This window comes from Streptomyces sp. NPDC000348 (assembly GCF_042898795.1).
Lineage (GTDB): Bacteria > Actinomycetota > Actinomycetes > Streptomycetales > Streptomycetaceae > Streptomyces.
In genome coordinates, this window is record NZ_JBIAZD010000013.1 from 190261 (window position 1) to 212029 (window position 21769).

Below are 21769 nucleotides of genomic sequence, written 5' to 3' on the forward strand. Positions count from 1 at the left end.
CATGGGGTGAACCATGGTGAACGGGTCACGGCACGCGACGGCGGTGGCGGCGGGTGCGCTGGTCCTGCTGGGCACGCTGGCCGCCTGCGGCACCGAGAGCGGAACGGCGGGCGCCACCCCGCGGCCCTCCGCGTCCGCCGGACGGACCGCCGGGGACTCCCCGCGCGGCACCGTCCCGGGCGACGCCGCCGGTTCCGCGAACGACCGGTCGCCGGCCTCCGCCGGGCACACGGACCGCTCCGCGTCCCGGTGCCGCACCGCCGAACTGAGCGCCGCCGTCGGCCGTATGGACCCGGGCGCGGGACAGCGCAACTTCCCCGTCGTGCTGACGAACGCCTCCTCCCGCACCTGCACCCTGTACGGCTATCCGGGCGCCGCCTTCGTGGACGCGGCCGGCGGGCAGCTGGGCCGGGACCCGGAGCGCACCCCCGGCGACCCGGCGACCGTCACCCTGGCGCCGGGCGCCAGTGCCTGGGCGGGGCTGCGCTACGCGAGCCCCGGCGTCAGCGGCGCCCGCGCGGCCACGCCGGCAGCGCTCCTCGTCACACCGCCGGACGAACGCGACCCCCTGAAGGTGCCGTGGAAGGCCGGTGCGGTCCCGGTGTCCGGCAACGCGTCCTCGGTCTTCCTCACGGTGCTGGAGCCGGGCACCGGGCCCTGAGCGGACGCGGGACGTACGGCTGCCGGAGCTCCTCGCCGGCCGGTTCGGGTTCGACGGCGACCACGGCGTCCCGGTGCGGTGGGCCCCGGAGGCGCCGACGACGGGTGCGGTGGGCGTGGCCTGGTGGAGCGGCCGGGCGAGGGCGGCTCGGGCGCGCGGTCCTCCTCCCGGTACAGGTTCCGCCGAAGACGTCGGACGGCAGGACCGGGGCCCGGTTCGGATGAATCCGGCGTGCGGTGGTGTTGCAGGAGTGATCGACTCGACCGCAGTACACGAGAACGACGGGATGGATGCCATGCCTCTCCAAGGCGAGTACGACCCCAGTCCCACGCAGTGGGTGCGCGACCAGGTGGAGCTGTACGAGAGTTCCGGCGGCACGGAGGGGACGACCCTGCAGGGCAGGCCCGTCATCGTGCTGACCAGCCGGGGCGCGAAGAGCGGAAAGCTGCGCAAGACCCCGTTGATGCGGGTCGAGCACGAGGGGCGGTACGCGGCGGTCGCCTCGCTGGGCGGCGCCCCCCGGCACCCGGTCTGGTACCACAACGTCAAGGCCGATCCGCACGTCGAGCTCCAGGACGGGCCGGCCAAGTGGGACATGACGGCCCGTGAGGTCACCGGGGAGGAGAAGGCCGAGTGGTGGAAGCGCGCCGTCGCGGCCTTTCCGCCGTACGCCGACTACCAGGAGAAGACGGACCGTGAGATCCCCGTCTTCGTGCTGGAGCGGCAGGAGCGGGGCTGACGGACAAGGGTCCGGCGGGCGGAGGGAGGGATCTCCGCCCCGGTGCGCATGAAGCACCGGCCGCCGGGCATCCGTGCCTCAGGCCCCGCCGCGTTCCCCCGTCGCGGCGGGGCTTTCCCATGCCTCCCGCGCCTCCGGGGCCCCCCGTTCGGTGACGTCGAGGAAGATCTGTTCCGCCTCGGGCACCTCACGGGCGATGGACCGCTTGATGCGTACGGCGACCTCCTCCACCCGCTCGCTGTCCATACCGGGCACCAGGTCGACGCGGGCGGCCACCAGGGCGGTGTCCAGGCCCGTCTTCATGGTGAAGAGCGCCTCCACGCTGTCGATCTCGGGCTGCTCGCACAGCAGTTCCCGGATCCGGCTGCTCGCCTGCGGGTCGGCGGCCTCGCCGATCAGCTGGTCGCGGGCGTCACGCCCGAGCCGGAAGGCCACGTAGACCAGCAACGCCCCGATGGCGAGCGAGGCGGACGCCTCCCACACCACCTGCCCGGTGATCATGTGCAGCGCCATGCCCACGATGGCCAGGGTGACGCCCACCACCGCGGTGCCGTCCTCGGCGACCACCGTGCGCAGCGCCGGATCACGCAGCCCGTTGTCCAGGCCGCCCTGCGCGCGCACCTGGTACAGGGCGCGCAGCAGCGAGCCGCCCTCGGCGAGCAGGGCGACACCGAGCACGATCAGCCCGGCGACATAGCCGCCCAGATCCTCCTCGCTTCCGCTCCTGAGCGCCTCGACGCCCTGGTAGAACGAGAAGCAGCCGCCCATCACGAAGATCCCGACGGCTGCGAGCAGCGACCAGAAGAACCGCTCCTTGCCGTAGCCGAACGGGTGACGGCGGTCGGCCGGTCGCCGGCTGCGCCGCAGCGCGGCCAGCAGGAACACCTCGTTCAGACTGTCGGCGACCGAGTGCGCTGCTTCCGACAGCAACGCGGGGGAGGACGCGGCCAGTCCGCCGACGGCCTTGGCGACGGCGATCACCAGATTGGCCGCGAGCGCCACCAGCACGGTGATCCGGGTTCTGCGATCCGATCGAGTAGTCACGCTCGGCCGATTGCCCCGGTCGGCCCAGGCCACACCGTGCCGTCGGCGGAAAACGGGGAACGCGGTCACAGGAACATCCGCACGGCGACAAGGAGAGCACCATGGGCCGCGACGACGGGGGCGGCGGCAACAGTTCGTACGGCAGGAAGAAGTTCAAGAGGTCGAAGGCCCACTTCTCGGACCGGATCACCGCGGACGGCCGGGACGGCTGGCCGGTGGCGGCCGGGCGCTACCGGCTCGTGGTGAGCCGGGCCTGTCCGTGGGCGAGCCGGGCGCTGGTGTCCCGGCGGCTGCTCGGTCTCGAGGACGCGCTGTCCCTGGCCGTCACGGATCCGCTGCAGGACGACCGGAGCTGGCGCTTCACCCTGGATCCGGACGGCCGCGACCCGGTTCTGGGCATCCGGTACCTGAGCGAGGCGTACGACCGGCGGGAGAGGGGCTATCCGGGCGGGGTGAGCGTGCCGGCGGTCGTGGACGTGCCCAGCGGGCGGCTGGTCACCAACGACTACCAGCAGATCACCCTGGACCTCGCCACCGAATGGACGGCCCTGCACCGCGAGGGGGCGCCCGACCTGTATCCGCCGGCGCTGCGCGAGGAGATCGACGCGGTGACGGACGACGTCTTCCGGGACGTCAACAACGGCGTGTACCGGGCGGGCTTCGCCACGGACCAAAAGGAGTACGAGGCCGCGTGCACGGCCCTGTTCCGGCGGCTGGAGCTGCTGGCGGGGCGGCTGGAGCGGCAGCGGTACCTGGTCGGCGACACCATCACCGAGGCGGACATCCGGCTGTTCACCACCCTGGTGCGGTTCGACGCGGTGTACCACGGCCACTTCAAGTGCAACCGGTGGAAGCTGACGGAGAACCGGGTGCTGTGGGCGTACGCCCGTGACCTCTACCAGACGCCCGGCTTCGGCGACACCGTGGACTTCGACCACATCAAGCGGCACTACTACGAGGTGCACACCGGCATCAACCCGTCCGGCATCGTGCCCCTCGGTCCCGACCTGGCCGGCTGGACGGCGCCCCACCACCGTGCGGAGCTGGGCGGCCGGCCGTTCGGGGACGGCACTCCGCCCGGCCCGGTGCGGGCCGGCGAGGAGGTGCCGGCGCCGGGGCGGCCCTGACCGCCCCGGCCCGGCGTTCCACCGACCGACATCCCATCGACCGACGCTCCGTCAACCGACGAGAGACGAAGAAGCCGACCTAGGAGATCGACGTGGCGAGGAAGAGCAAGAAGGCGAAGAAGAAGCTGCCCATGGCGTACAAGCCGATCGGCTTCGTGCTGGGCTGGACCAGCGGCACCGTGGCGGGAATGGCGTTCCAGAAGACCTGGAAGGTGATCCGGCACGAGGACAACGCGCCGGACGCGCTGGACCGCGACCGCCGCTGGGGGGAGATCCTGCTGGCCGCGGCGATCCAGGGCGCCATCTTCGCGGTGGTGCGCAGTGCCGTGGACCGGGCCGGCGCCAAGGCCATCGAACGTTCCACGGGCACCTGGCCGGTCCCGGACAAGGGCGGCCGCGACTGACGCGTGCGTACGGCCGGCCCGCCGTCCCACGACGGCGGGTCAGCCCTGTTTGGGCGCCGTCGGCGTGCCCCGGCGGACGGTGAAGGAGTGGCCCGCCGGGTCGGCGTAGCCGCGTTCCCCGGTGGGTCCCGAGGCGTCGCCCGTCTCCACCGGGCGCCCGCCGAGGCCCACGATCAGACGTTCCACCGCGTCCAGGTCGTCCACCACGAACTCCAGGTGCGCCTGGAGGGAGTTCTCCGGGCGGGGCCAGCTCGGGGCGGTCGCGTTGACGTCGCGGCGCAGTGCCAGGCGGAAACCGCCGGCGGCCCGGATCTCCACCCGGTTGACGTGGGCGTCGACGTCCTCCGCCCCCAGCAGCTCCTTGTAGAACTCGGCGAGTTTCTCGGGTTCGGCACAGTCGAGCACCACCACGCCGGCCGTCACCAGGGTCATGTCTCCTCCGCGGGAGTCCGGGGCGCGGGGCGCTCCTGCCCCGCCCTGTAGGTGACGCCTATCCCCGCTCGCCGGATTCAACCGGAGTCCGCGGCAGGCGACTTCCGGAGGGCGCCCGAGCGCAGGCGCCCCGACTTCCCCACCCGGCAACAGAGATCGACGACCGTCACGGTGTAGAGTTTTCGATCTTGGGCATCCTCGTACCGCTTTTCGATTCAACTTCCTTACGAGAAAGCCTGGTTCGAGTGCGCGGACGGTCGTCGCCACGGCCGCCCGCTCGCAGCACGGGGGGACTCTGCGTTCCGTCTCCCGAAAGGAAACACATGTCTCAGGACGTCCGGTTCGATCTCCCCTTCGACACCCCCGTCAGCGGCCATCTGGAGTACGCGCGGGCACGTCATCTGCGCTGGGTGTGGGAGATGGGGCTGGTCCGCAGCCGGGACGGCTTCGAGGAGTACCGGTCCTGGGACCTGCCCCAGGCCGCCGCCCGTACGTATCCGTACGCCTCGGCGGAGGACATGGTCGTCCTGATGAACTGGTTCTCCCTCGCGTTCCTCTTCGACGACCAGTTCGACGCCGGACGGCCCGACCGCGCCGAGCGCATAGCCGAGGTGGCCCGGGAACTGATCGTGACCCCGCTGCGGCCGGCGGGGAGCACGCCCAGGGTCGCCTGCCCCATCACCCTGGCCTGGGCCCAGGTCTGGGCACACCTCTCGGATGGCATGTCCCTGACCTGGCAGACCCGGTTCGCGGCCTCCTGGGGGAGATTCCTGGTGGCGCACTGCGAGGAGGTCGACCTGGCCGCCCGGGGGCTGGCCGGGACGCTCGGCCTGGACGAGTACGCGGCCTTCCGGCGCCGTACCGTCGGCATCCACCACAGCATCGACGCGGGCGAGCGCAGCCGCGGCTTCGAGGTCCCGGCGCAGGCGATGGCGCATCCGCTGATGGAGCGGCTGCGCGATCTGGCCGCGGACACCATCGGGTTCATGAACGACATCCACTCCTTCGAGCGGGAGCGCCGCCGCGGCGACGGCCACAACCTCATCGCCGTCCTGCACCGGGAGCGGGGCTGCTCCTGGGAGGAGGCCGCCGCCGAGGCGTACGGCATGACGACCGCCCGTCTGGCGGAGTACGTCGAACTGGAGGCGCGGGTGCCGCGGATGTGCGACGAGCTCGGGCTGGACGCGGACGAGCGCGACCGGGTGCGCCGGGGTGTGGAGGCCGTCCAGCACTGGATCAACGGCAACTACGAGTGGGCGCTGACCACCGGCCGGTACGCGGCGGCGAAGGAGGGCCCCGTGGCCACCGCGGAACAGGCCGGGCGGGGCTCCGTGGACGATCTGCTGACCGTGTGAGGCGGCCGTGCCGCCCGGCCGCCGGGGCCGGGCGGCGACGTCACCCGCCGAACTCGACGGGCAGGGCGTCCAGCCGGGACTCCCAGGTGGAGGCGGTCGAGCTGAGCTCCTCCGGTTCCACCGCCAGCCGCAGTCCGGGCAGCCGGTGCAGCAGGACGTCGACGGCGATCTCGATGAGGGACTGCCCGATGTTCTGTCCGGGACATTCGTGCGGGCCCGAACTGAACGCCAGGTGCGCCTGGTTGCCCTGGACGGACACCCCGGCGTCCGGGCGGATCTCGGGGTCCCGGTTGCCCGCCGCGAGCCCCAGCACCAGCAGATCGCCCTCCTGGACGCGGTGACCGCCGAGTTCCAGGTCGCTCGCGGCGAAGCGGCCCGGCAGGACGGCCAGCGGCGGGCTGTCCCACATGACCTCCTCCACCACCTCGGAGACGTTCAGCCTGCCGCTGATCAGCCCGGAGAGCCGCGCGGTGTCGGTGAGGACCAGTTGCAGCACCCGGGCCAGCAGATTGCTGGTGGTGGTGTGCGCGGCGATCAGCACCAGACGCAGATGGCTGACCACCTCGTCCTCGTCGAGCCCGGCGTGGTGCTCCAGCAGGGCGGTGGCGAGGTCGCTGCCGGGCTCGGAGCGTTTGCGCACCACGAGTTCGCCGAGGATCTCCTGGATGCGCGCGTCGTGGGCGAGGGCGTCCTCGCCGCCCTTCAGGACCTGCGCGCAGGACTCGACCAGGTCACGCCCCTCCGCCTCGGGCAGCCCCAGCAGGCGGCCGAGCACCAGCATCGGCAGGTAGTCGGCGTAGTCGTGCACCAGGTCGGCGCGTCCGGTGTCCGCGAACGCGTCGATCTGCTTGTGGGCGTAGTGCGTGGCGTGCCGGCGGACGCCGCGGCCGGCCGCCGCCTGGAGGGCGTCGGTGACGGCCGCGCGGAGCCTGCGGTGCGGTTCTCCGTCCTGGGAGACGCAGTCGGGACGCCAGCCGAGCATCGGGATCAGCGGGGAGTTCTCGTCGACGCGGCCGTCGATCCGGTCCCGCCAGATGCGGGCGTCCCGGGTGAACTGGCGGGGGTTGTCCAGCACCCGGCGGGCGTCCCGGTAGCCGAGCACCAGCCAGGCCGGCACCTCGCCCTCCAGGAGCACGGGCGCCACCGGGCCGTGTTCCTTGCGCAGCCGTTCGTAGATGCCGGCCGGGTCGGTGGCCGCCTCCGGCCCGTACAGCCGGACGGGCTCCGCTCCGTGGTGGGCGACGGGGCAGCCGCGGGGGGTGCCGGGGTCCTTCATCGGGACTCCACGGCGACGGCCGAGCGTTCCCTCAGGTGCCGGATGAGGGCGACCAGCACGTCACGGCTGGAAGCGCGGTCACGGGCGTCGAAGGACACCACCGGGATGTGCGCGGGGATGTCCAGGGCGTCCCGTATCTCGTCGACCGGGTAGTCCTTGGAGTCGGGGAAGACGTTGAGGGCGATGACGAACGGCACCCTCTGCCGTTCCATCTCCTCGATCGCCCGGAAGCTGGAGGCCAGCCGCCGGGTGTCCACCAGGACGACCGCGCCCAGCGCCCCCTTGAACAGCCCGTTCCACAGGAACCAGAACCGCTCCTGGCCCGGCGTGCCGAACAGGTACAGCACCAGGCTGTCGTTGAGGCCGATCTTGCCGAAGTCCAGGCTGACGGTGGTCTGCGACTTGTCGGCGACCCCGATGAGGTCGTCGACCCCGGCGCTGGCCTGGGTCAGTGTCTCCTCGGTGGTGAGCGGTCTGATGTCGCTGACCGAGCGGACCATGGTGGTCTTCCCGGTGCCGAAGCCGCCGGCGATCATCACCTTCACCGAGCGGATGTCCCCGCCACCGTGCGGGCCGGGCCGGTCAAAGCCTTTCAAGTCCACTGAGTACCTCCTCAAGGAGCGCGAGGTCGGGCCCGCGGCCGGCGACGTGCGCCGGGATGGGGTCACGGGCTTCGATCCGGCCCGCGTCCAGCAGGTCCGACAGCAGCACCGCGAGAATGTTGAACGGCAGCCCCAGGTGGGCGCCGAGTTCGGCGACCGAGAGCGGCTCACGGCAGCGCCGGACGATCTCCTCGTGCTCGTGCTGCAGGCCCGGGACGGGACCCGGGCGGGAGACGACGAGGGTCGCCACGTCGAGGCCGGCCGCCGAACCGCCCGGTCCGCTGCGCCCCCGGGTGAGGACGTAGTAGCGCTCGAGACCGGACGGGTCCGCCGGCCGGCGGGGAGCACTCATCCAGAGTGCTCCTCCAGGCGCGGAGTGGTCCCGAGGAGTTCGCCCATCCTGCGGGCGAGGTCCCTCATCTGGTGTCCGAGCAGGCCCTGGTCCAGGCCCTCCCGGGCGAGGACGCCGAGGTAGGTCTCCACCCCGGCGCGGACCACGAAGAGGTGGCCGCCGTCGACCTCGATCATCGCCAGCCGCAGCTGTCCCGCGTAGGCGGGGAACTGCTCGGCGACCGGCTGGGCCAGGGCCTGCAGGCCGGCCACCACCGCCGCGAAGCGGTCGACGTCGTCGGGGTCGTCCGCCCCGTAGGAGGTGATGGCCTTGCCGTCGCTGGAGGCCACGAGGGCGAAGCGGATCTCCTGGATGCTCTCGACGAGGTCGCGGAGCGCCCAGCTCACGTCGGTTCCCTGCTGCGTCATGTGGTCTGGTCGCTCTCTTCGGTGCGGTGCTCGGTGGACTCACGTCCGGTGGGGGTGTCACGGTCGCCGGCCGTCCGGGGCGCCGGGTCGCCGGCGCGTCCGGCGGCGGCGAAGGCGGCGAGGCCGGTGAAGGAGGCGTCCGGCGGTACGGCGGCCACGGCGGTGCCCGTCGCCGGTGCGGCGGGCCGCGGGGCGTCCGCGGCGGTCCGCCTGCCGCTGCGGCGGCGGGGCAGTCCGCCGGGGGTGGTGTCGGCGGAGCCGTCCGGGGCCGGCTCGGCGCCGGTGGCCGGCGACGCCGGGCCGGGCGCGGCTGCGGGCTCCGTCACGGCGGTCGCGGGCAGCGGGCTGAAGTACTTGTGCGGTACGACGACCACCACGGAGGTGCCGAGCCAGGGGGAGTCCGCGAAGGTGACGCGGATGCCGTAGCGGCGGGCGAGGATGCCGACGACCCGCAGGCCGATGTTGGCGTCCTCGGTGATGCCGCCGATGCCCGCCCCGGGCGCGGTGCCCGCGAGGGCGTGTTCGGCCGCGCGCTTCTTCTCCTCGCTCAGGCCCTTGCCGGAGTCCTGGATCTCGATGCCGACGCCGTTGGGGACCTCGCGGCCGGAGATCACCACGGGTTCGGAGGGCGGCGAGTAGCGGGCCGCGTTGTCGAGCAGATGGGCGAAGATCAGCGTGAGGTGGTCCACCAGTCCGCCGTCCACGCCGAGTTCGGGGAGTCGGCCCGGCTGGACGCGGTGGAAGTCCTTGATCCGGCCGATGCCGCCGCGCACCACGCTCAGCAGCCGCTGCGGCTCCTGCCACTGCCGGCCGGGCCGGTCGGAGCCGCCGAGGACGCCGATGCTGGCGGCCAGGCAGTCGGCGGGGCCGATCTCCTGGTCGAGTTCCATCAGCCCCCGGGCGACGGCGGGCAGCCGGCCGTGTTCGCCCTGCATCTCGTGCAGCCGGCCGCGGAGCTTGCTGGTCAGTACGTGGATGCGGTTGCCGATGCTGATGACGGCCTGTTCGGCGGAGGTGGAGCGGTCGAACTCCTCCTCCAGGCCGATCAGCGCGGTGCGCAGCAGCTTGCGCAGTTCGGCCTGGAGGTCGGCGCCGGCCTTCGCGCACCGGTCGATGCCCGGCAGCAGGTCGTCGATGGCGTCACCGGCGCGCAGCCGTCCGATCGCCTCCGGGAGCTGCTCGTCGGCGAGGCGGGCGACCGCGGACAGCTGCTGGGCCAGCTGCTCCCGCCGGGCCTCGGTCTCCTCGGCGAGCCGTGCCTCGTAGGTCCTGGCCTGCTCGGCCAGCCGCTCCTCGAACTCCCGCTCCCGGTCGGCTCGTTCCGCGGTGAACCGCTGTTCCTGGTCCGCCGTCCGCCGCTGCCACCGGCGGGTGTCCTCGGCCTGCGATGCGCGGTGGGCGTCCTCCGCGCGCAGCAGCCGGACCCGGTACCGGAGCACGAGCCGTACGCACACGGAGCAGGCGGCCGTCGCGGCGGCGCCGAGGGCGGCCGTGGTGATCCGGTCCGAACTCATCGACGCGGCGGCGACCGTCCCGCCGCCGAGGCCGAGCGGCATCAGCCACCACCCGTACCGGGCGACGGGGGCCCGCGCCGCCGGCGGCGGAGTGGCGAGTTCCATCTGCGTCCTTCGAAGCGACATGGGGGTGTGCAGGGGGAGGCGCGCAACGAGACCGCACTCACACGTACGCACCACGAAGCGACCCGTCGCGGTGTCGGTCAACTCGCGGCGTCGACAAGGAGCTTATCGGGTCGGCAGCCTTGTGGATCACGTTCGGCCGCTGCCCGAAGTGAGGGCTCCGTCACGCTCCGGCGAGGGCTTCCGGGGCCGGCCGACCGGTTCGAAAGAACTCGGTCGCAATTCGAAGACATATGACAATCGAACATGCTCAAATGCAGTCGACCGAAGGTAACTTGCAGGGTGTGGACCGGAGTTGTGACCGGTCCGCTCCCCGTTGCACGGAGCAGGCTGGAGGAGATGACGTGGTGCGGCACGAACCTGCACCGCCGACCCGGCACCTGCGCGTCCGCCACGACCGGGGACACACGGTGCTGGAACTCCGCGGTGAGATCGACATCGCCGCGGCCGCGGAGCTCGTCCCGCATCTGGACGCGGCGACCGCCGAACCGGACGCCCGGATCGTGATCGACCTGACCCGCGTCGAGTTCTTCGACCTCTCCGGGCTGCGCCTGCTGTACCGGGCCCGGCGGCGGATCGCGGACGGCCCCGGCCGGCTGCACCTCGTGTGCGCCCATCCGCTGACCCTGCGCATGCTGCGGATCACCGGCACGTCCCGGCTGCTGCCGCCGTGGCCGACCCTGGACGCGGCCCTGGAACAGCCCGGGGCCGCCTCCGGCCCGGCCTGACCACCGGGTCCGCGACCCGGCGCCCACCATGCGCCCCCGCGTGCTCCCGGTGCGGTCGCCCCTCCCCCAACTTCCCTGTCTGTTCCGGTAACTGAGGGGCATCCGGTCAGGAGAAAGGAGGGCCGTCGCCATGACGACTCCCGCGAAGGGACCGATCGCGCGCGTACCCGGATGGGTGAAGGCGCTCGGCGCGGTGGTGCTGCTGCTCGTCGTGCTGTTCGCCGGGATCCGGCTGAGCGTGCTGCCGGGCCTGAAGGACCTGTTCGGCACGGAGACCGAGGACCGCTCCGGGCCCGCGCTCCTGGAGTCCATCCAGGACCTCAGCCGCTACGACGCCGCCTCGGGCAACTTCCAGGTGGTGGTGGACCTGGAGAAGGACGCGAAGTTCCTGCCGGACGCCATCCGCGGCAGCCGCACGCTGTACGTGGGCGCGGGCACCGTCGACGCCTACGTCGACCTCGGGAAGCTGGACGGGGACGACGTACGGGTCGACGAGGACCGCACGTCCGCCACGCTGCGGCTCCCCCACGCCCGCCTGGGCAAGCCGGCCCTGGACCCCGAGCGCTCCTACGCCGTGTCCAAGCAGCGCGGGCTGTTCGACCGGCTCGGCGACCTCTTCTCAGACAACCCGGGCAGCGAACAGGCCGTCCAGAAGCTGGCCGTGCGGCACATCGGCGACGCGGCGCGGGAGAGCGGGCTCACCGCCCGGGCCGAGTCCAACACCACGGAGATGCTCGAGGGGCTGCTGCGCTCCCTGGGCTTCGAGGAGGTGCGGGTCAGCTACGGCGACTGACCCGCACAACCGGGGGTAACCGCCGTACCACACAAGGAAGTTGATGACTGGAGGACCGAATGGCCCGCGCCGTCCCACGTCCGCGCTCCCTGCTCCCCCGGCGTCCGCGACCGTCCGGGCGCGGCGCCGCGGAGAGCGGCCCGGAGCGTCCGCTGCCGTTGCTTCCGCGGTTGCTGGTGATGCTGTGCGCCTTCGTGTTCATGGTCGTCTTCGCCGTGGTCCTGGCCCGCCTCACCCTGCAGCCCTCCCCCGCCTCGGAGGCGCTGACCCACACCAATCTGCATCCGGGCCGCTCGCTGAGGGCCTATCTGGACCAGCCCGCGCTGCGTGACGCCGTGCGGCAGATCGGCGGCAACATCCTGCTCGGCGTGCCCTTCGGCGTGCTCGCGCCGGTCGTCGCGCCCCGCACGCGCGGCTTCCTGCGGGTGCTGGTGCTGACGGCCGTCGTGATGCTGCTGGTGGAGTTCGCGCAGGGTGCCCTGGTGACCGGGCGCGCCTTCGACGTCGACGACGTCATCCTGAACACCGGCGGGGCGCTGATCGGCTACCTGCTCGTGGGCCGCCGTCTGAGCCGGGCCGTGCACGCACGCCGCCCGAAGGCCTGACCCCCAAAAGCCGTCGCTGCGGCGGTCAGGGCCGCTCGTGCGCCCGTGAGGCCCCGCGCAGGGTCCAGGTGAACTTGTCGCCGCCCACCCAGCGGACCGTGTCCGGGTCGTCCAGGTCGTGGACCGTGATCCCGAACGCGGCGGCGGCGTGCAGCACGTCGGTGACGGTCTTCGCCTCGCCGACCACCTGTCCGTCGATCTCCACGATCCGGAAGGGCGGCGTCCCGGGCTGCACCCCGAGCACCACGATCCGCGGGTGCGACATGTACGGGCTCGCGCTTTCGGTCATGCATCGAGGGTAGAGCGCAAACGGCGCGAACGCGGCGTGCGGGCGCGCCCTCGCTCAGGGCCGCCGCCAGTCGTCGCTCGTCAGGTGCGATCCGGCCTGCGGGCCCATCCGGAGCATTCCGCCGTCCACGCTCCAGGAGGCACCGGTGACGTACGAGGCGTCGGGTCCGGCGAGGAAGGCGATGACCGCGGCGACCTCACGGGCGTCGCCGGGCCGTCCGAGCGGGACGCCGGGGCGGCTCTCGGTGTGCGGGTCGGTGTCCTCCTGGCCGGTCATGGGCGTGGCGATCTCGCCGGGGGCGACCGCGTTGACGGTGATGCCGTGCTCGGCGAGCTCCAGCGCCATCACCTGGGTGAGCAGCCCGAGGCCGCCCTTGGCGGCGCAGTACGGCGCGGCGCCCACCCGGGGCTGGTGCTCGTGCACGGACGTCACGTTGACGATGCGGCCCCCGTCGCCCTGCCGGATCATGTGCCGCGCCGCCTTCTGCCCGCACAGGAACGGGCCGATCAGATCGACGTCGAGGACCTCGCGGACCTTGGACAACTCCAGGTCGAGGAAGGGCGTCATCGTGCCCGTGCCGGCGTTGTTGACCAGCACGTCGACGCGGCCCAGGCGCTCGCACAGCTCGTCGACGGCGTCCGCGGCGGCGGGCAGCCGGGTGAGGTCCATGGGGGCGACCTCGGCCCGCCGTCCGTGCGCCCGGCACTCCCGCGCCGTCTCCTCGGCGCCCTCGCGGTCGCTGTGCCAGGTGATGCCCACGTCCAGGCCGGCGGCGGCCAGGCGTACGGCGGTGGCCCGGCCGATCCCGGAGTCCGCGCCGGTGATCACGGCGACCCTGCTGCTCGGGGTGGTGGGGACGGACATGGCGGGCCTCCTGGTCGGCGACGGCGGTGCGAGGCATCGCAGTACCCCGCGCGTGCGGGACCAACCCCCGCGTCCGCCGTACGGCGGTACCGCGGCCCGCACGCGCTCGGAGCCGGGCGGGGAGCAGGCGCGTGCGCGGGCGGGAGCAGGCGCGTGCGCGGGCGGGAGCAGGCGCGTGCGCGGACGGCGGCCGGGACGCCGGGGGACGAGGCGGACCGGGAAGGGGCAGGGCGCGGGAGGCCGCCGTCCGGTCGGCGGACGGCGGCCGGGGGCGGACGGCGCCCTCCGGAGTGGTGGACGGCTGAGGTGGTACCCGTACCGCCCGCGAGGAGACGAAGGGACCACGCATGGAACGGGCGGCCGTGTTCGACGTCGACGGCACTCTGGTCGACACCAACCATCTGCATGTGACGGCCTGGTGGGAGGCCTTCCGGCAAGCGGGCCACCGGGTGCCGATGCACGCCGTCCACCGGGCCGTGGGGCTGCCCTCCTCCGACCTGGTCGCCCATCTGCTGGGCGAGGACCGGGACACCGGCCTCGACGACGAGCTGAGCGCGGCGCACAAGGCGCTGTACGGGCAGTACTTCGACCGGCTGCCCGCGCTGCCGGACGCCGGCCGGCTGCTGAAGCGGCTGCACCGGGACGGCTGGACGGTGGTGCTCGCCACCTCGGCGAGCGGTGCCGAGCTGAGCGCGCTGCGCCGGGCGATCGACGCGGACGAGGCGATCGGCGCGACGGCGAGCGCCGACGACGTGACGGAGGGCAAACCCGCGCCGGAGCCCGTCGAGCACGCCCTGGAGCTGGCCGGGGTGCCCGCGGAGCGGGCGGTGTTCGTCGGTGACACGGTGTGGGACATGCGGGCGGGCAGCCGTGCCGGGGTGCGCTGTGTGGGCCTGCTGTGCGGCGGCATCCCGCGCGCCGACCTGGAGGAGGCGGGCGCGGAGGAGGTCTACGCCGACCCGGCCGGTCTGCTGGCGTCGCTGCCGGACAGTCTTCTGGCATGAGATCCCCCGCGGCCGGGATACCCACGGGGCATGACGAGTGTGAGGGAAGAGATCGGGCAGGGCGATGCCGCGGGGCGGGTGGCTCCGGTGGCGCGGGTGCGGGAGGCCGTGCGGCGGGACGCGCGGTCCGTCGGCCGGGCGGCGCGGGCCGCGTGGCGGGGGCCCGGACGGGAGCGGGACCTGCTCGTCCAGTCGCTGAAGGCCGCCGGGGCGGCGCTGCTGGCCTGGCTGCTGGCACAGGTGTGGCTCGGCGACCCGATGGCCCTGATGGCGCCCTGGGTGGCGCTGGTCCTGGTGCAGGCCACCGTCTACAGCTCGATGATGCAGGCGGCGCGGCAGTTCACGGCGATCTGCGTGGGAGCCCTCGTGGCGTCGGGCGCGCAGGCGGTCACCGACGACACCACGGGCGCCCTGGCGCTGTCCGTGCCGGTGCTGATGCTGCTGTCGAACTGGCCGCGCTTCGGCGACCAGGGCATCTACGCCGCCACCACGGCCGTCTTCACGATCGCCACGGGAACGGTGAGCGCGGTCGCCGTCGGGCACCGGCTGGGACAGGCGGCGCTCGGCGCGGTCGTCGGCATCGCCGTCAACGCGCTGGTCCTGCCGCCGATCCATCTGCGGGACGTGCGGGAGAACCTGGCGGCGCTCGCCCGCGAGACGGGTGACGTGCTGCACGCCGTCGCCGGGGATCTGCGCGGGGGCGAGTGGGACGCGCAGACCGCAGCGGGCCGGCTCGACGCCGCGGCGCGACTGCAGGACCGGCTGGAGGCGCTGCGCTCGGCCCGCGGCTGGAGCAGGGAGAGCCTGCGGCTGACCTCGGGCGTCCTGCGCGCCCTGTACCGCGCGCCGACCGCGGCGCTGCCGCCGGAGGACGAGGACGAGCGGTTCAGCCGCGTCACCGGACATGTCACGGCGCTGACCCGCACGCTCGCGGTGGCCGTCGACGAGAACCGCACGCCCGCCGCGCCGGACGCCCCGGTGCTGGTCCGCTACGCGGAACTGCTGGAGCTGATCGGCGACGTCTGCCACGCGGAGGCCGGCCGGCTGCTGGACGGCGGCACGCGTGCGGACGCCCTCCTGGACGAGCGGACCGAGGCGGCGATGCGGGACCTGCACGGAGAACTCCAGGACGAGCTGCGCGAACAGGCCGGACGGGGCGCCGCGCGGACGGCCGTCCTGGGCACGCTGGTCCTCCAGGCCGAGAACCTCTGGGCCGAGCTCGACAACGGTGCCCGGGACCGGTGACACACGTCACGCCCGCGAGCGGCCGGACGCGGAACACCCGGAGGCGGTCCTCCGTTGAACCGACCGTGGGTGCGGACGGGACAGTGTCCCCGGGCCTCACCATTCGCCCACAGGGACGATCGTTCGGCTGAAGCCCTGTGGAGCCCCTCGCCGAGAGGCGACCGCCGTCCGCGCCCACCACCGAGCCGCCCCGGCCGTGATTCCCCCGTCGCGGTCGGGGCTTCCTCCTGCCCCGCTCCGGGCGCCGTCCGGCTCCGGGAGCGCTCCCCCCCTCCGCAGCGTGACGGGCGCGGCCGGCGCCGGAGCCGGGGAGCGGGCGGTCGACCCGGAGCAGGCCGCCCGTCCGGGGAAACCCCCGGCCCGTCCGGCGGGCGTGAGCGCCTCCGGCCGAGGGGTACTCGGCCCGTTCCGCGGAGCAGCCGGCCGAGAGGAGCGGGAAGGTGAGCAGCACAGCGGGCATGAGGGTCGTCGTCACGGGCGCCACCGGCAACGTCGGGACCAGCGTGGTGCGGATCCTCTCGCAGGAACCGGAGGTCGGCTCCGTACGGGGCCTGGCACGGCGGATCCCCGACCTGTCGCCGCCGAAGACCGAGTGGTCGGCGGTGGACCTGGCCTCGGACCGGTCCGATCTCGTCGGGGAGTTCACCGGCGCGGACGCGGTGATCCATCTGGCGTGGGCGTTCCAGCCGACGCACGATCCGGCGAGCACCTGGCGCACCAACGTGCTCGGCGGCATGCGGGTGTTCGACGCGGTGGCCGAGGCGGGGGTGCCGGCGCTGGTGCACGCCTCGTCGGTCGGGGCATACTCGCCGGGCCCGAAGGACCGCGCGGTGGACGAGTCGTGGCCGACGCACGGCTGGCCGGACGCCGCGTACTGCCGGGAGAAGGCGTACCTGGAGCGGGCCCTGGACACGTTCGAGCGGGATCACCCGGGGACGCGGGTGGTACGGATGCGGCCCGCGTTCCTCTTCAAGCGGGAGTCGGGGAGCGAGCAGCGCCGCATCTTCGGCGGCCGTTTCCTGCCGGGTCCGCTGGCGCGGCCCGACCTGCTGCCCGTCCTGCCGGACATCCCGGGGCTGCGGGTGCAGGCGCTGCACACCGACGACGCGGCCCACGCCTGCCGCCTGGCCGTGCTGTCCGCCGGGGCGCGGGGCGCCTTCAACCTCGCCGCGGAGCCGACGGTCGACGCGGACCTGCTCGGGGAGATGCTCGGGACGCGCCGGGTGCGGCTGCCCCGTACCGCCGCCCGCTCGGCGGTCGCCGCCGCCTGGGGGCTGCGCCTGCTGCCCGCCTCGCCGCATCTGTTCGACGCCGTGCTGAGGCTGCCGCTGATGGACTGCACGCGTGCGCGCGAGGAGCTCGGCTGGCGGCCGGAGCACACGGCGACGCAGGTGGTGGAGGAGCTGCTGCTGGGAGTGCGGCAGGGCGCCGGGGAGGACACGGAACCGATGCGGGGCCGCAAGGTCGGCTGAGCACCGGGTTTCACCGGTCCCGGCGGAGGTACCCGTGAGGGTCCGCACGAACGAAGGGAGAGCGTCGTGACCGACCACCGCCTCGAAGGGCCCGGTGAGAACGGCGCCGGTGTTCCCCGCGACCTGCCGGACCAGCAGGCCGGCGCCGGCGAGGACCCCTGGGAGGTCGCGCCAGGCGCCGCGGAGCGGCAGAGCGGGCACGAGGCCGGCGAGCCGGAGGAGCCGGACTCCGGCGTCCCCGACACGGACGAGGCCGGCACGGGCCGGCAGGGCGCCCCGCACTCGGCGTCCGGCAACCCCGAGCAGCCGGTACCGGACGAACCCTCCGCATGACCGGCCCGCGCGGGCCCTGGCGCGGGGTGCGTTCCCGCAGGGCCGTGTGCCAGGCGGGCGGCGGGGACCGCGGGGCCGGGTCGGGGCGGCGGCCCCCGCGGGCGAAGAAGTCGGCGAGCGGCAGGATCGCGGCCCCGACGGTGACCGCGTCGGGGCCGAGCCGGCCCGGTTCGATCGTCACCTTCCCGGCCGGGTGGCGCGGCGCGTACGGCAGGGCGTGCCGGCGTACGGACGGCAGGAAGCGGGGGCCGAGCCGGACGTCGGCCAAGCCTCCCATGAGGATGCGCTCGGGCTGGAAGAGGTTGATCAGGTCGGACAGGCCCGCGCCCAGGTGCCCCGCGGCCTCCTCCAGCACGACGAGCGCGACGGGGTCGGGATCGCCGTCGTCGGCCGGGTGTCCACGAGACCGTCGGCGACCGGGTCCGCGACGACGTTGCTCACCGACCCGGAGCCGAGTCCGGTCGCGGGGCCGGGCTCGAAGCGGCTCAGCGGGCCGTCGAAGTACAGCCGCTGCGGCACGGCCGTGCGGTCGGCCCGCCTCAGATCGCGCACCGTGCGCCCGTTCCGCCCCGTCATGCGGCTTCTTCCAAGACCCTTCCCGACCTGCCACGTACCGCCGGGGCACGACTCGGCGCGACCTTCCCCCTCCCCTTATTTCATGATGTGAACTAACGGAGGCCGCCGGCGTCGTCCAACGCGGCCTCCAGTTCCGGGGCGACGGTGGCCCGGATCCATCGTTCGTGCTCGTCCCCGGCCGCCCGCGGAATCGTCTCGACGATCATGATCAGGTAGAGGTAGGCACGGTAGAGGGCGAGGCGGACGCGGGCCGCCGCGTCGAAGGCGACCCGGCCGCCGGCCTCCTCGTACCCGGCGAGGAACGCCCGGTCCGTCCTGATGTCGCCGAGCAGGGCGAGGGAGACGAAATCGGCGAGCGGGTCGCCCCAGAACATGCGCTCCCCGTCGATGAGCCCACCGATCCGGGCCTCCCCCGCCGCCGTGCGCTCCACCAGGATGTTGCCCGGCCAGAGGTCGAAATGGACGAGTACCGGCACGGTGACCTCGTCGAGCGCCCCGGCGGCGGCACGGATCACGGCGGCCACCTCGTCGACGGGGCGCGGCAGCCGGGCGCCGTGGTCGCGGGCGTCGGCGAGCACGGCGTCGGTCATCGCGGTGAACGCGGTCCGCCAGTCGGGGGCGAGCGGGCCGAGGGCGCCGGACGGGTAGCCGAACCCCGGCCCGGTCACCCGGTGCAGCCGGGCCACCTGGCGGCCGAGCTCCGCACGCAGCTCCGCGCGCTCCCCGCCGGCCGGCTCCGCCTGCGTCCAGGGCTCGCCCGGACAGACGGTCATCAGCAGGTACGGTGCGAAGGTGCCGCCGCCGGCGGACACGGCGCGCGGGGCGGGCACGCCGGCCTCGGCGGCTCCGGCGCAGAAGTCCGCCTCGGAGACGAGCAGGCGCCGCTCGTACCGGAGACCGGGGGTGGCGGGCGCGGGCGGGACCTTGAGCACGTACCGGTCGCCGTCGGTGAGGAGGAGTTCCTCGACGGTGTTGTAGGTGCCCCCGCTCAGCGGGCGCACCCCGGCGAGCGCGTCGGGCGGCAGCCCCGCCCCCGCGAGCACCCGGCGGGCCCGCGCCCAGGAGTCCCCCATCGTCCCCACCCCTCCCTCGGCGACCGAGGTACAGCGTACGGAACGCACGCGGGCGCGGCTGCGGAAAAATCGTTGGCCCGCCCCGGCGCGGGATATCTACCCTGACCCAGAAACCTAGACCCTCTAGGTTTCGAAAGAGCACGCCAGGAGACGCCCCCATGAAAGCACTCACCGAGCAGGACATCCGCGGTTCGTTCATCAACTGCTCGAAGGGGGAGGCCAAGCGGCTGGCCGTACCACGCGACCTGGACGAACGCCCCTGGGACGATCTCGACTTCCTGGGCTGGCGCGATCCCGGCGCGCCCGACCGCAGCTATCTCGTCACCGAGCGGGAGGACCGTCTCGTCGGGGTGGCCATGCGCTTCCAGCCCGCCCGGCGCGGCTTTCTGCACCGCAGCATGTGCTCCCTGTGCCTGACGACCCATCCGCGCGGCGGTGTCGCCCTGATGACCGCGCGCAAGGCGGGCCCGGCCGGCCGTGAGGGCAACTCGGTCGGCGCCTACATGTGCACCGACCTCGCCTGCTCCCTCTATCTGCGCGGCAGGAAGGTCCCGAAGACCGGTGCCCGCTTCGAGGAGAGCCTCACCCTGGAGGAGCAGATCGCCCGCACCCGGGGCAACCTGTTCGCCTTCCTCGACAAGCTGTAGGCGCGGCCCGTCCGTCCCCCGGGGGACTGCCGTCGCAGGTGAACACGTTCGTTGCGCCCGGGGAAGGGGAACCGTCCGAGGATGCAAGTGGTACGTGAGATGACAGCGCCGGCCGTCGAGTTCGTCAGGCGGCGCCGGGACCCGGTGACCGTGCAGATGGTGCGGTCGGCGGCCGCGGCGACCGTCGCCTACGTCATCGCCCTGCGGCTGAGTCCGGAGGCCGCCCCGCTCACCGCGCCCCTGACCGCGCTGCTCGTCGTCCAGGTCACCCTGTACTCCACCCTCACCACCGGAGTGCGCCGGGTGAACTCCGTGGTGGCCGGGGTGGTGGTGGCCATCCTCTTCAGCCTGCTGGTGGGTCTGACCTGGTGGAGTCTGGGCCTGCTCATCCTGGCGTCGCTGGTCGTCGGCCATCTGGTGCGGGTGGACGAGTTCGTGCCCGAGGTGGCGATCAGCGCCATGCTGGTGCTCGGGGTGACCACGCACGGGGACACCGCCTGGGCCCGGATCGTGGAGACGCTGATCGGAGCGTTCGTCGGGATGGGGTTCAACCTCCTGCTCGCCCCGCCCGTGTGGGTGGAGGAGGCCGGCGAGTCGATCGAGGGGCTGGCGCGCCGGGTGCGGCAGCTGATGCTGCGGATCGGCGAGGAGGCCGCGGGCCGCCCGCCCGCGGCGCGCGCGGCGGCCCGGCTGCACGAGGCCCGCCGCCTGGACCACGACATCAGCGAGGTCGACGCGGACCTCCGGCAGGCGGAGGACAGCCTGCGGCTCAATCCGCGGGTGCGCGAGGGCCTGCTGCACCGGGTGGTGCTGCGCACCGGCCTCGACACGCTGGAGATCTGCACGGTGGTGCTGCGGGTGCTGGCGCGCACCCTGACCGACCTGGCCAAGGAGCGCGAACCGGAGCGGCTGTTCGAGCCGGAGACGGGCGCCGCCTTCGCGGAGCTGCTGTCCGAGATCGCGGACGCCGTGGTCAGCTTCGCGGTACTGGTGACCACGAGCGTGAGCGCGAACGCGGAGTCCGCGGAGGAGCGGCTCGCCTCCGAGCTGCGGCAGGCGGCCGCCACCCGCGACAAGCTGGCCCGGCTGCTCTTCGAGGAGGCCCGGCGCGACCCGCGCCAGTGGCAGCTGCTGGGCGCCGTGCTGACCGAGGTCAACCGCATCCTCGACGAGATGGACACCGAGCACCGCACGCGTCGGCTGTTCGAGGAACTGGACCGCCACTCGCAGGCACAGCGCGAGCGGCTGCCGCGGCTCACCCGGATGCGGGAGCGGCTGCGCCGGGACCGCCGTGGCGCCTCCCACCGTTCCCCGTGACGCACCCGGCCGAAGGCGCCCGGGTGACCGGGCGCCCTGGGGTCAGCCCTCGCCGTCCGTGCGCTGCCGCTGCAGCGCACGGGGGCAGGAGGCGGCGCTCGCCTGGGCGAGTAGCACGTGCATGCGCTCGGTGAGCTGGGAGACGTCGTCGGCGGGCGCGTGGAACGGCAGGCGTACGTCACCGTCCGCGCGGAGACGTTCGATGCGCAGGGTCAGTCCGTGCCGGTCGACGGCGAGCGGCTGGACGCGGACCGCTCCGTGCAGGCTGCCGTGGTCGACCAGCCGGGTCAGCCGTTCGACCGCGTCGGCGTGGCAGTCGGCGAGGTGGGTCAGCAGCCGGGCCTCGGCGGTGGCGAGCCGGTCGGGCTCGGCGGCGGCGAACTCCTCGACGTCGACGACCAGGGCGCCGGACGGCTGCCGCAGCACCACGCGCGTGGGCCGGAGGACGAGGTGCCCGTCCCGTACGGCGAACCAGCCGGCCAGCCACAGCCGGGCGCGGATGCGGTTGCGCACGGGGACGGGTGCCACGTCGGCGAACTCCAGCACGGCGGACGGCTCGCCGCGGGGCGCGCAGATCGCGGCGGCGAGCAGGGCGCTGTCCTCGGGCACGTGCAGCAGCACCCCTCCGTCGTCGGTCACGGAGTGCGCGCCGACGAGCTCCTCCCGGACGCCCTCCGCGGTCACCGCGCAGGACCACGCGGCGGCGAGCACCGAGCGGGCCCGCTGCGCCGCGCCGGGCGCGGCCGTCCAGCCGTGCGTGTCGTCAGCCATCCCCGAACCTCCTCTT

Annotated in this window: 26 protein-coding genes and 1 pseudogene; 14 read left to right on the top strand and 13 right to left on the bottom strand. The window is 73.7% G+C overall.

All coding sequences use genetic code 11. The features are described from left to right. Nucleotides 1–13: 13 nt before the first annotated feature. Both ACFY3N_RS24990 and ACFY3N_RS24995 read left to right on the top strand, forming a co-directional pair. A complete protein-coding gene (locus ACFY3N_RS24990) occupies nucleotides 14–661 on the top strand; it encodes a DUF4232 domain-containing protein (protein WP_390818944.1) in 648 nt (215 codons plus the stop codon). A 295-nt stretch (nucleotides 662–956) separates the two neighbouring features. Beyond that, nucleotides 957–1400, top strand: a complete 444-nt coding sequence (locus ACFY3N_RS24995) for a nitroreductase family deazaflavin-dependent oxidoreductase (protein ID WP_390818945.1) — start codon at nucleotides 957–959, stop codon at nucleotides 1398–1400. Between the two features lie 78 nt (nucleotides 1401–1478). On the opposite strand, the gene ACFY3N_RS25000 is transcribed toward ACFY3N_RS24995, so the two are convergent. Further along, entirely contained in the window at nucleotides 1479–2444 is a 966-nt protein-coding gene (locus ACFY3N_RS25000) for a cation diffusion facilitator family transporter (protein ID WP_390818946.1), read from the bottom strand. A 101-nt stretch (nucleotides 2445–2545) separates the two neighbouring features. Between ACFY3N_RS25000 and ACFY3N_RS25005 the strand changes: the two genes are divergently transcribed. Continuing rightward, the gene (locus tag ACFY3N_RS25005; protein ID WP_390818947.1) at nucleotides 2546–3571 is read left to right on the top strand and encodes a glutathione S-transferase family protein; all 1026 of its coding nucleotides are present in this window, start codon (nucleotides 2546–2548) and stop codon (nucleotides 3569–3571) included. A gap of 92 nt (nucleotides 3572–3663) precedes the next feature. Continuing rightward, nucleotides 3664–3975 carry a DUF4235 domain-containing protein gene (locus ACFY3N_RS25010; protein WP_390818948.1) on the top strand — a complete coding sequence of 104 codons (312 nt, stop codon included), beginning with the start codon at nucleotides 3664–3666 and terminating at the stop codon, nucleotides 3973–3975. Between the two features lie 39 nt (nucleotides 3976–4014). Here the strand turns inward: ACFY3N_RS25010 and ACFY3N_RS25015 are convergent, their stop codons facing one another. After that, a complete protein-coding gene (locus ACFY3N_RS25015; RefSeq protein ID WP_390818949.1) occupies nucleotides 4015–4407 on the bottom strand; it encodes a VOC family protein in 393 nt (130 codons plus the stop codon). 323 nt (nucleotides 4408–4730) lie between these two features. Between ACFY3N_RS25015 and ACFY3N_RS25020 the strand changes: the two genes are divergently transcribed. Next, nucleotides 4731–5762 (top strand): 7-epi-alpha-eudesmol synthase, encoded by a 1032-nt coding sequence (locus tag ACFY3N_RS25020; RefSeq protein WP_390818950.1) that lies wholly within the window; start codon nucleotides 4731–4733, stop codon nucleotides 5760–5762. A 40-nt stretch (nucleotides 5763–5802) separates the two neighbouring features. Here ACFY3N_RS25020 and ACFY3N_RS25025 read toward each other — a convergent pair whose 3' ends face one another. The 5 genes from ACFY3N_RS25025 to ACFY3N_RS25045 are packed head-to-tail and all read right to left on the bottom strand — an operon-like array spanning nucleotide 5803 to nucleotide 10018. Beyond that, nucleotides 5803–7038: a cytochrome P450 gene (locus tag ACFY3N_RS25025; protein WP_390818951.1), complete on the bottom strand. Its 1236-nt coding sequence runs from the start codon at nucleotides 7036–7038 to the stop codon at nucleotides 5803–5805. Continuing rightward, a complete protein-coding gene (locus ACFY3N_RS25030) occupies nucleotides 7035–7640 on the bottom strand; it encodes an ATP/GTP-binding protein (RefSeq protein WP_390818952.1) in 606 nt (201 codons plus the stop codon). The genes ACFY3N_RS25025 and ACFY3N_RS25030 overlap by 4 nt, the downstream gene beginning before the upstream one ends. Then, nucleotides 7621–7992 (bottom strand): DUF742 domain-containing protein, encoded by a 372-nt coding sequence (locus ACFY3N_RS25035; protein ID WP_390818953.1) that lies wholly within the window; start codon nucleotides 7990–7992, stop codon nucleotides 7621–7623. The genes ACFY3N_RS25030 and ACFY3N_RS25035 overlap by 20 nt, the downstream gene beginning before the upstream one ends. Then, the gene (locus tag ACFY3N_RS25040) at nucleotides 7989–8399 is read right to left on the bottom strand and encodes a roadblock/LC7 domain-containing protein (RefSeq protein ID WP_030821389.1); all 411 of its coding nucleotides are present in this window, start codon (nucleotides 8397–8399) and stop codon (nucleotides 7989–7991) included. Before ACFY3N_RS25040 ends, ACFY3N_RS25035 begins: the two co-directional genes overlap by 4 nt. After that, complete coding sequence (locus ACFY3N_RS25045; protein ID WP_390818954.1) at nucleotides 8396–10018, bottom strand: ATP-binding protein; 1623 nt, start codon at nucleotides 10016–10018, stop codon at nucleotides 8396–8398. The genes ACFY3N_RS25040 and ACFY3N_RS25045 overlap by 4 nt, the downstream gene beginning before the upstream one ends. A gap of 365 nt (nucleotides 10019–10383) precedes the next feature. Here ACFY3N_RS25045 and ACFY3N_RS25050 point away from each other — a divergent pair, with 365 nt between their 5' ends. The 3 genes from ACFY3N_RS25050 (at nucleotide 10384) to ACFY3N_RS25060 (ending at nucleotide 12162) form a co-directional block, all read left to right on the top strand. Beyond that, nucleotides 10384–10764 (top strand): anti-sigma factor antagonist, encoded by a 381-nt coding sequence (locus tag ACFY3N_RS25050; RefSeq protein WP_390818955.1) that lies wholly within the window; start codon nucleotides 10384–10386, stop codon nucleotides 10762–10764. A 130-nt stretch (nucleotides 10765–10894) separates the two neighbouring features. Next, a complete protein-coding gene (locus ACFY3N_RS25055; protein WP_390818956.1) occupies nucleotides 10895–11557 on the top strand; it encodes a DUF4230 domain-containing protein in 663 nt (220 codons plus the stop codon). A 59-nt stretch (nucleotides 11558–11616) separates the two neighbouring features. Then, nucleotides 11617–12162 carry a VanZ family protein gene (locus ACFY3N_RS25060; RefSeq protein ID WP_390818957.1) on the top strand — a complete coding sequence of 182 codons (546 nt, stop codon included), beginning with the start codon at nucleotides 11617–11619 and terminating at the stop codon, nucleotides 12160–12162. Nucleotides 12163–12187: 25 nt separating this feature from the next. Here the strand turns inward: ACFY3N_RS25060 and ACFY3N_RS25065 are convergent, their stop codons facing one another. Both ACFY3N_RS25065 and ACFY3N_RS25070 read right to left on the bottom strand, forming a co-directional pair. Then, the gene (locus ACFY3N_RS25065) at nucleotides 12188–12451 is read right to left on the bottom strand and encodes a hypothetical protein (protein ID WP_390818958.1); all 264 of its coding nucleotides are present in this window, start codon (nucleotides 12449–12451) and stop codon (nucleotides 12188–12190) included. Nucleotides 12452–12505: 54 nt separating this feature from the next. After that, entirely contained in the window at nucleotides 12506–13315 is an 810-nt protein-coding gene (locus tag ACFY3N_RS25070) for an SDR family oxidoreductase (protein WP_390818959.1), read from the bottom strand. 347 nt (nucleotides 13316–13662) lie between these two features. On the opposite strand from ACFY3N_RS25070, the gene ACFY3N_RS25075 reads away from it, so the two are divergent. From ACFY3N_RS25075 to ACFY3N_RS25090, 4 genes are all read left to right on the top strand, one after another. Then, nucleotides 13663–14319 (top strand): HAD family hydrolase, encoded by a 657-nt coding sequence (locus ACFY3N_RS25075; protein WP_390818960.1) that lies wholly within the window; start codon nucleotides 13663–13665, stop codon nucleotides 14317–14319. A gap of 30 nt (nucleotides 14320–14349) precedes the next feature. Continuing rightward, nucleotides 14350–15564 (top strand): aromatic acid exporter family protein, encoded by a 1215-nt coding sequence (locus tag ACFY3N_RS25080; RefSeq protein ID WP_390818961.1) that lies wholly within the window; start codon nucleotides 14350–14352, stop codon nucleotides 15562–15564. A gap of 440 nt (nucleotides 15565–16004) precedes the next feature. After that, the gene (locus ACFY3N_RS25085) at nucleotides 16005–17036 is read left to right on the top strand and encodes an SDR family oxidoreductase (protein ID WP_390818962.1); all 1032 of its coding nucleotides are present in this window, start codon (nucleotides 16005–16007) and stop codon (nucleotides 17034–17036) included. A 66-nt stretch (nucleotides 17037–17102) separates the two neighbouring features. Then, nucleotides 17103–17369 (top strand): hypothetical protein, encoded by a 267-nt coding sequence (locus ACFY3N_RS25090; RefSeq protein WP_390818963.1) that lies wholly within the window; start codon nucleotides 17103–17105, stop codon nucleotides 17367–17369. 22 nt (nucleotides 17370–17391) lie between these two features. Here ACFY3N_RS25090 and ACFY3N_RS25095 read toward each other — a convergent pair. The 3 genes and pseudogenes from ACFY3N_RS25095 to ACFY3N_RS25105 all read right to left on the bottom strand — a co-directional run. Beyond that, a pseudogene (locus tag ACFY3N_RS25095) lies at nucleotides 17392–17766 on the bottom strand (ROK family protein); the annotation flags it as partial. Continuing rightward, complete coding sequence (locus ACFY3N_RS25100) at nucleotides 17676–17945, bottom strand: hypothetical protein (protein ID WP_390818964.1); 270 nt, start codon at nucleotides 17943–17945, stop codon at nucleotides 17676–17678. The gene ACFY3N_RS25100 and the pseudogene ACFY3N_RS25095, both read right to left, overlap by 91 nt. A gap of 92 nt (nucleotides 17946–18037) precedes the next feature. Continuing rightward, nucleotides 18038–19018: a phosphotransferase family protein gene (locus tag ACFY3N_RS25105; RefSeq protein ID WP_390818965.1), complete on the bottom strand. Its 981-nt coding sequence runs from the start codon at nucleotides 19016–19018 to the stop codon at nucleotides 18038–18040. A 158-nt stretch (nucleotides 19019–19176) separates the two neighbouring features. Here ACFY3N_RS25105 and ACFY3N_RS25110 point away from each other — a divergent pair, with 158 nt between their 5' ends. Together ACFY3N_RS25110 and ACFY3N_RS25115 are read left to right on the top strand one after the other, a co-directional pair. Beyond that, nucleotides 19177–19665 carry an FBP domain-containing protein gene (locus tag ACFY3N_RS25110; protein WP_390818966.1) on the top strand — a complete coding sequence of 163 codons (489 nt, stop codon included), beginning with the start codon at nucleotides 19177–19179 and terminating at the stop codon, nucleotides 19663–19665. Nucleotides 19666–19746: 81 nt separating this feature from the next. Next, a complete protein-coding gene (locus tag ACFY3N_RS25115; RefSeq protein WP_390818967.1) occupies nucleotides 19747–20982 on the top strand; it encodes an aromatic acid exporter family protein in 1236 nt (411 codons plus the stop codon). A 42-nt stretch (nucleotides 20983–21024) separates the two neighbouring features. Here ACFY3N_RS25115 and ACFY3N_RS25120 read toward each other — a convergent pair whose 3' ends face one another. Next, complete coding sequence (locus ACFY3N_RS25120) at nucleotides 21025–21753, bottom strand: DUF2470 domain-containing protein (RefSeq protein WP_390818968.1); 729 nt, start codon at nucleotides 21751–21753, stop codon at nucleotides 21025–21027. Nucleotides 21754–21769 lie beyond the last annotated feature (16 nt).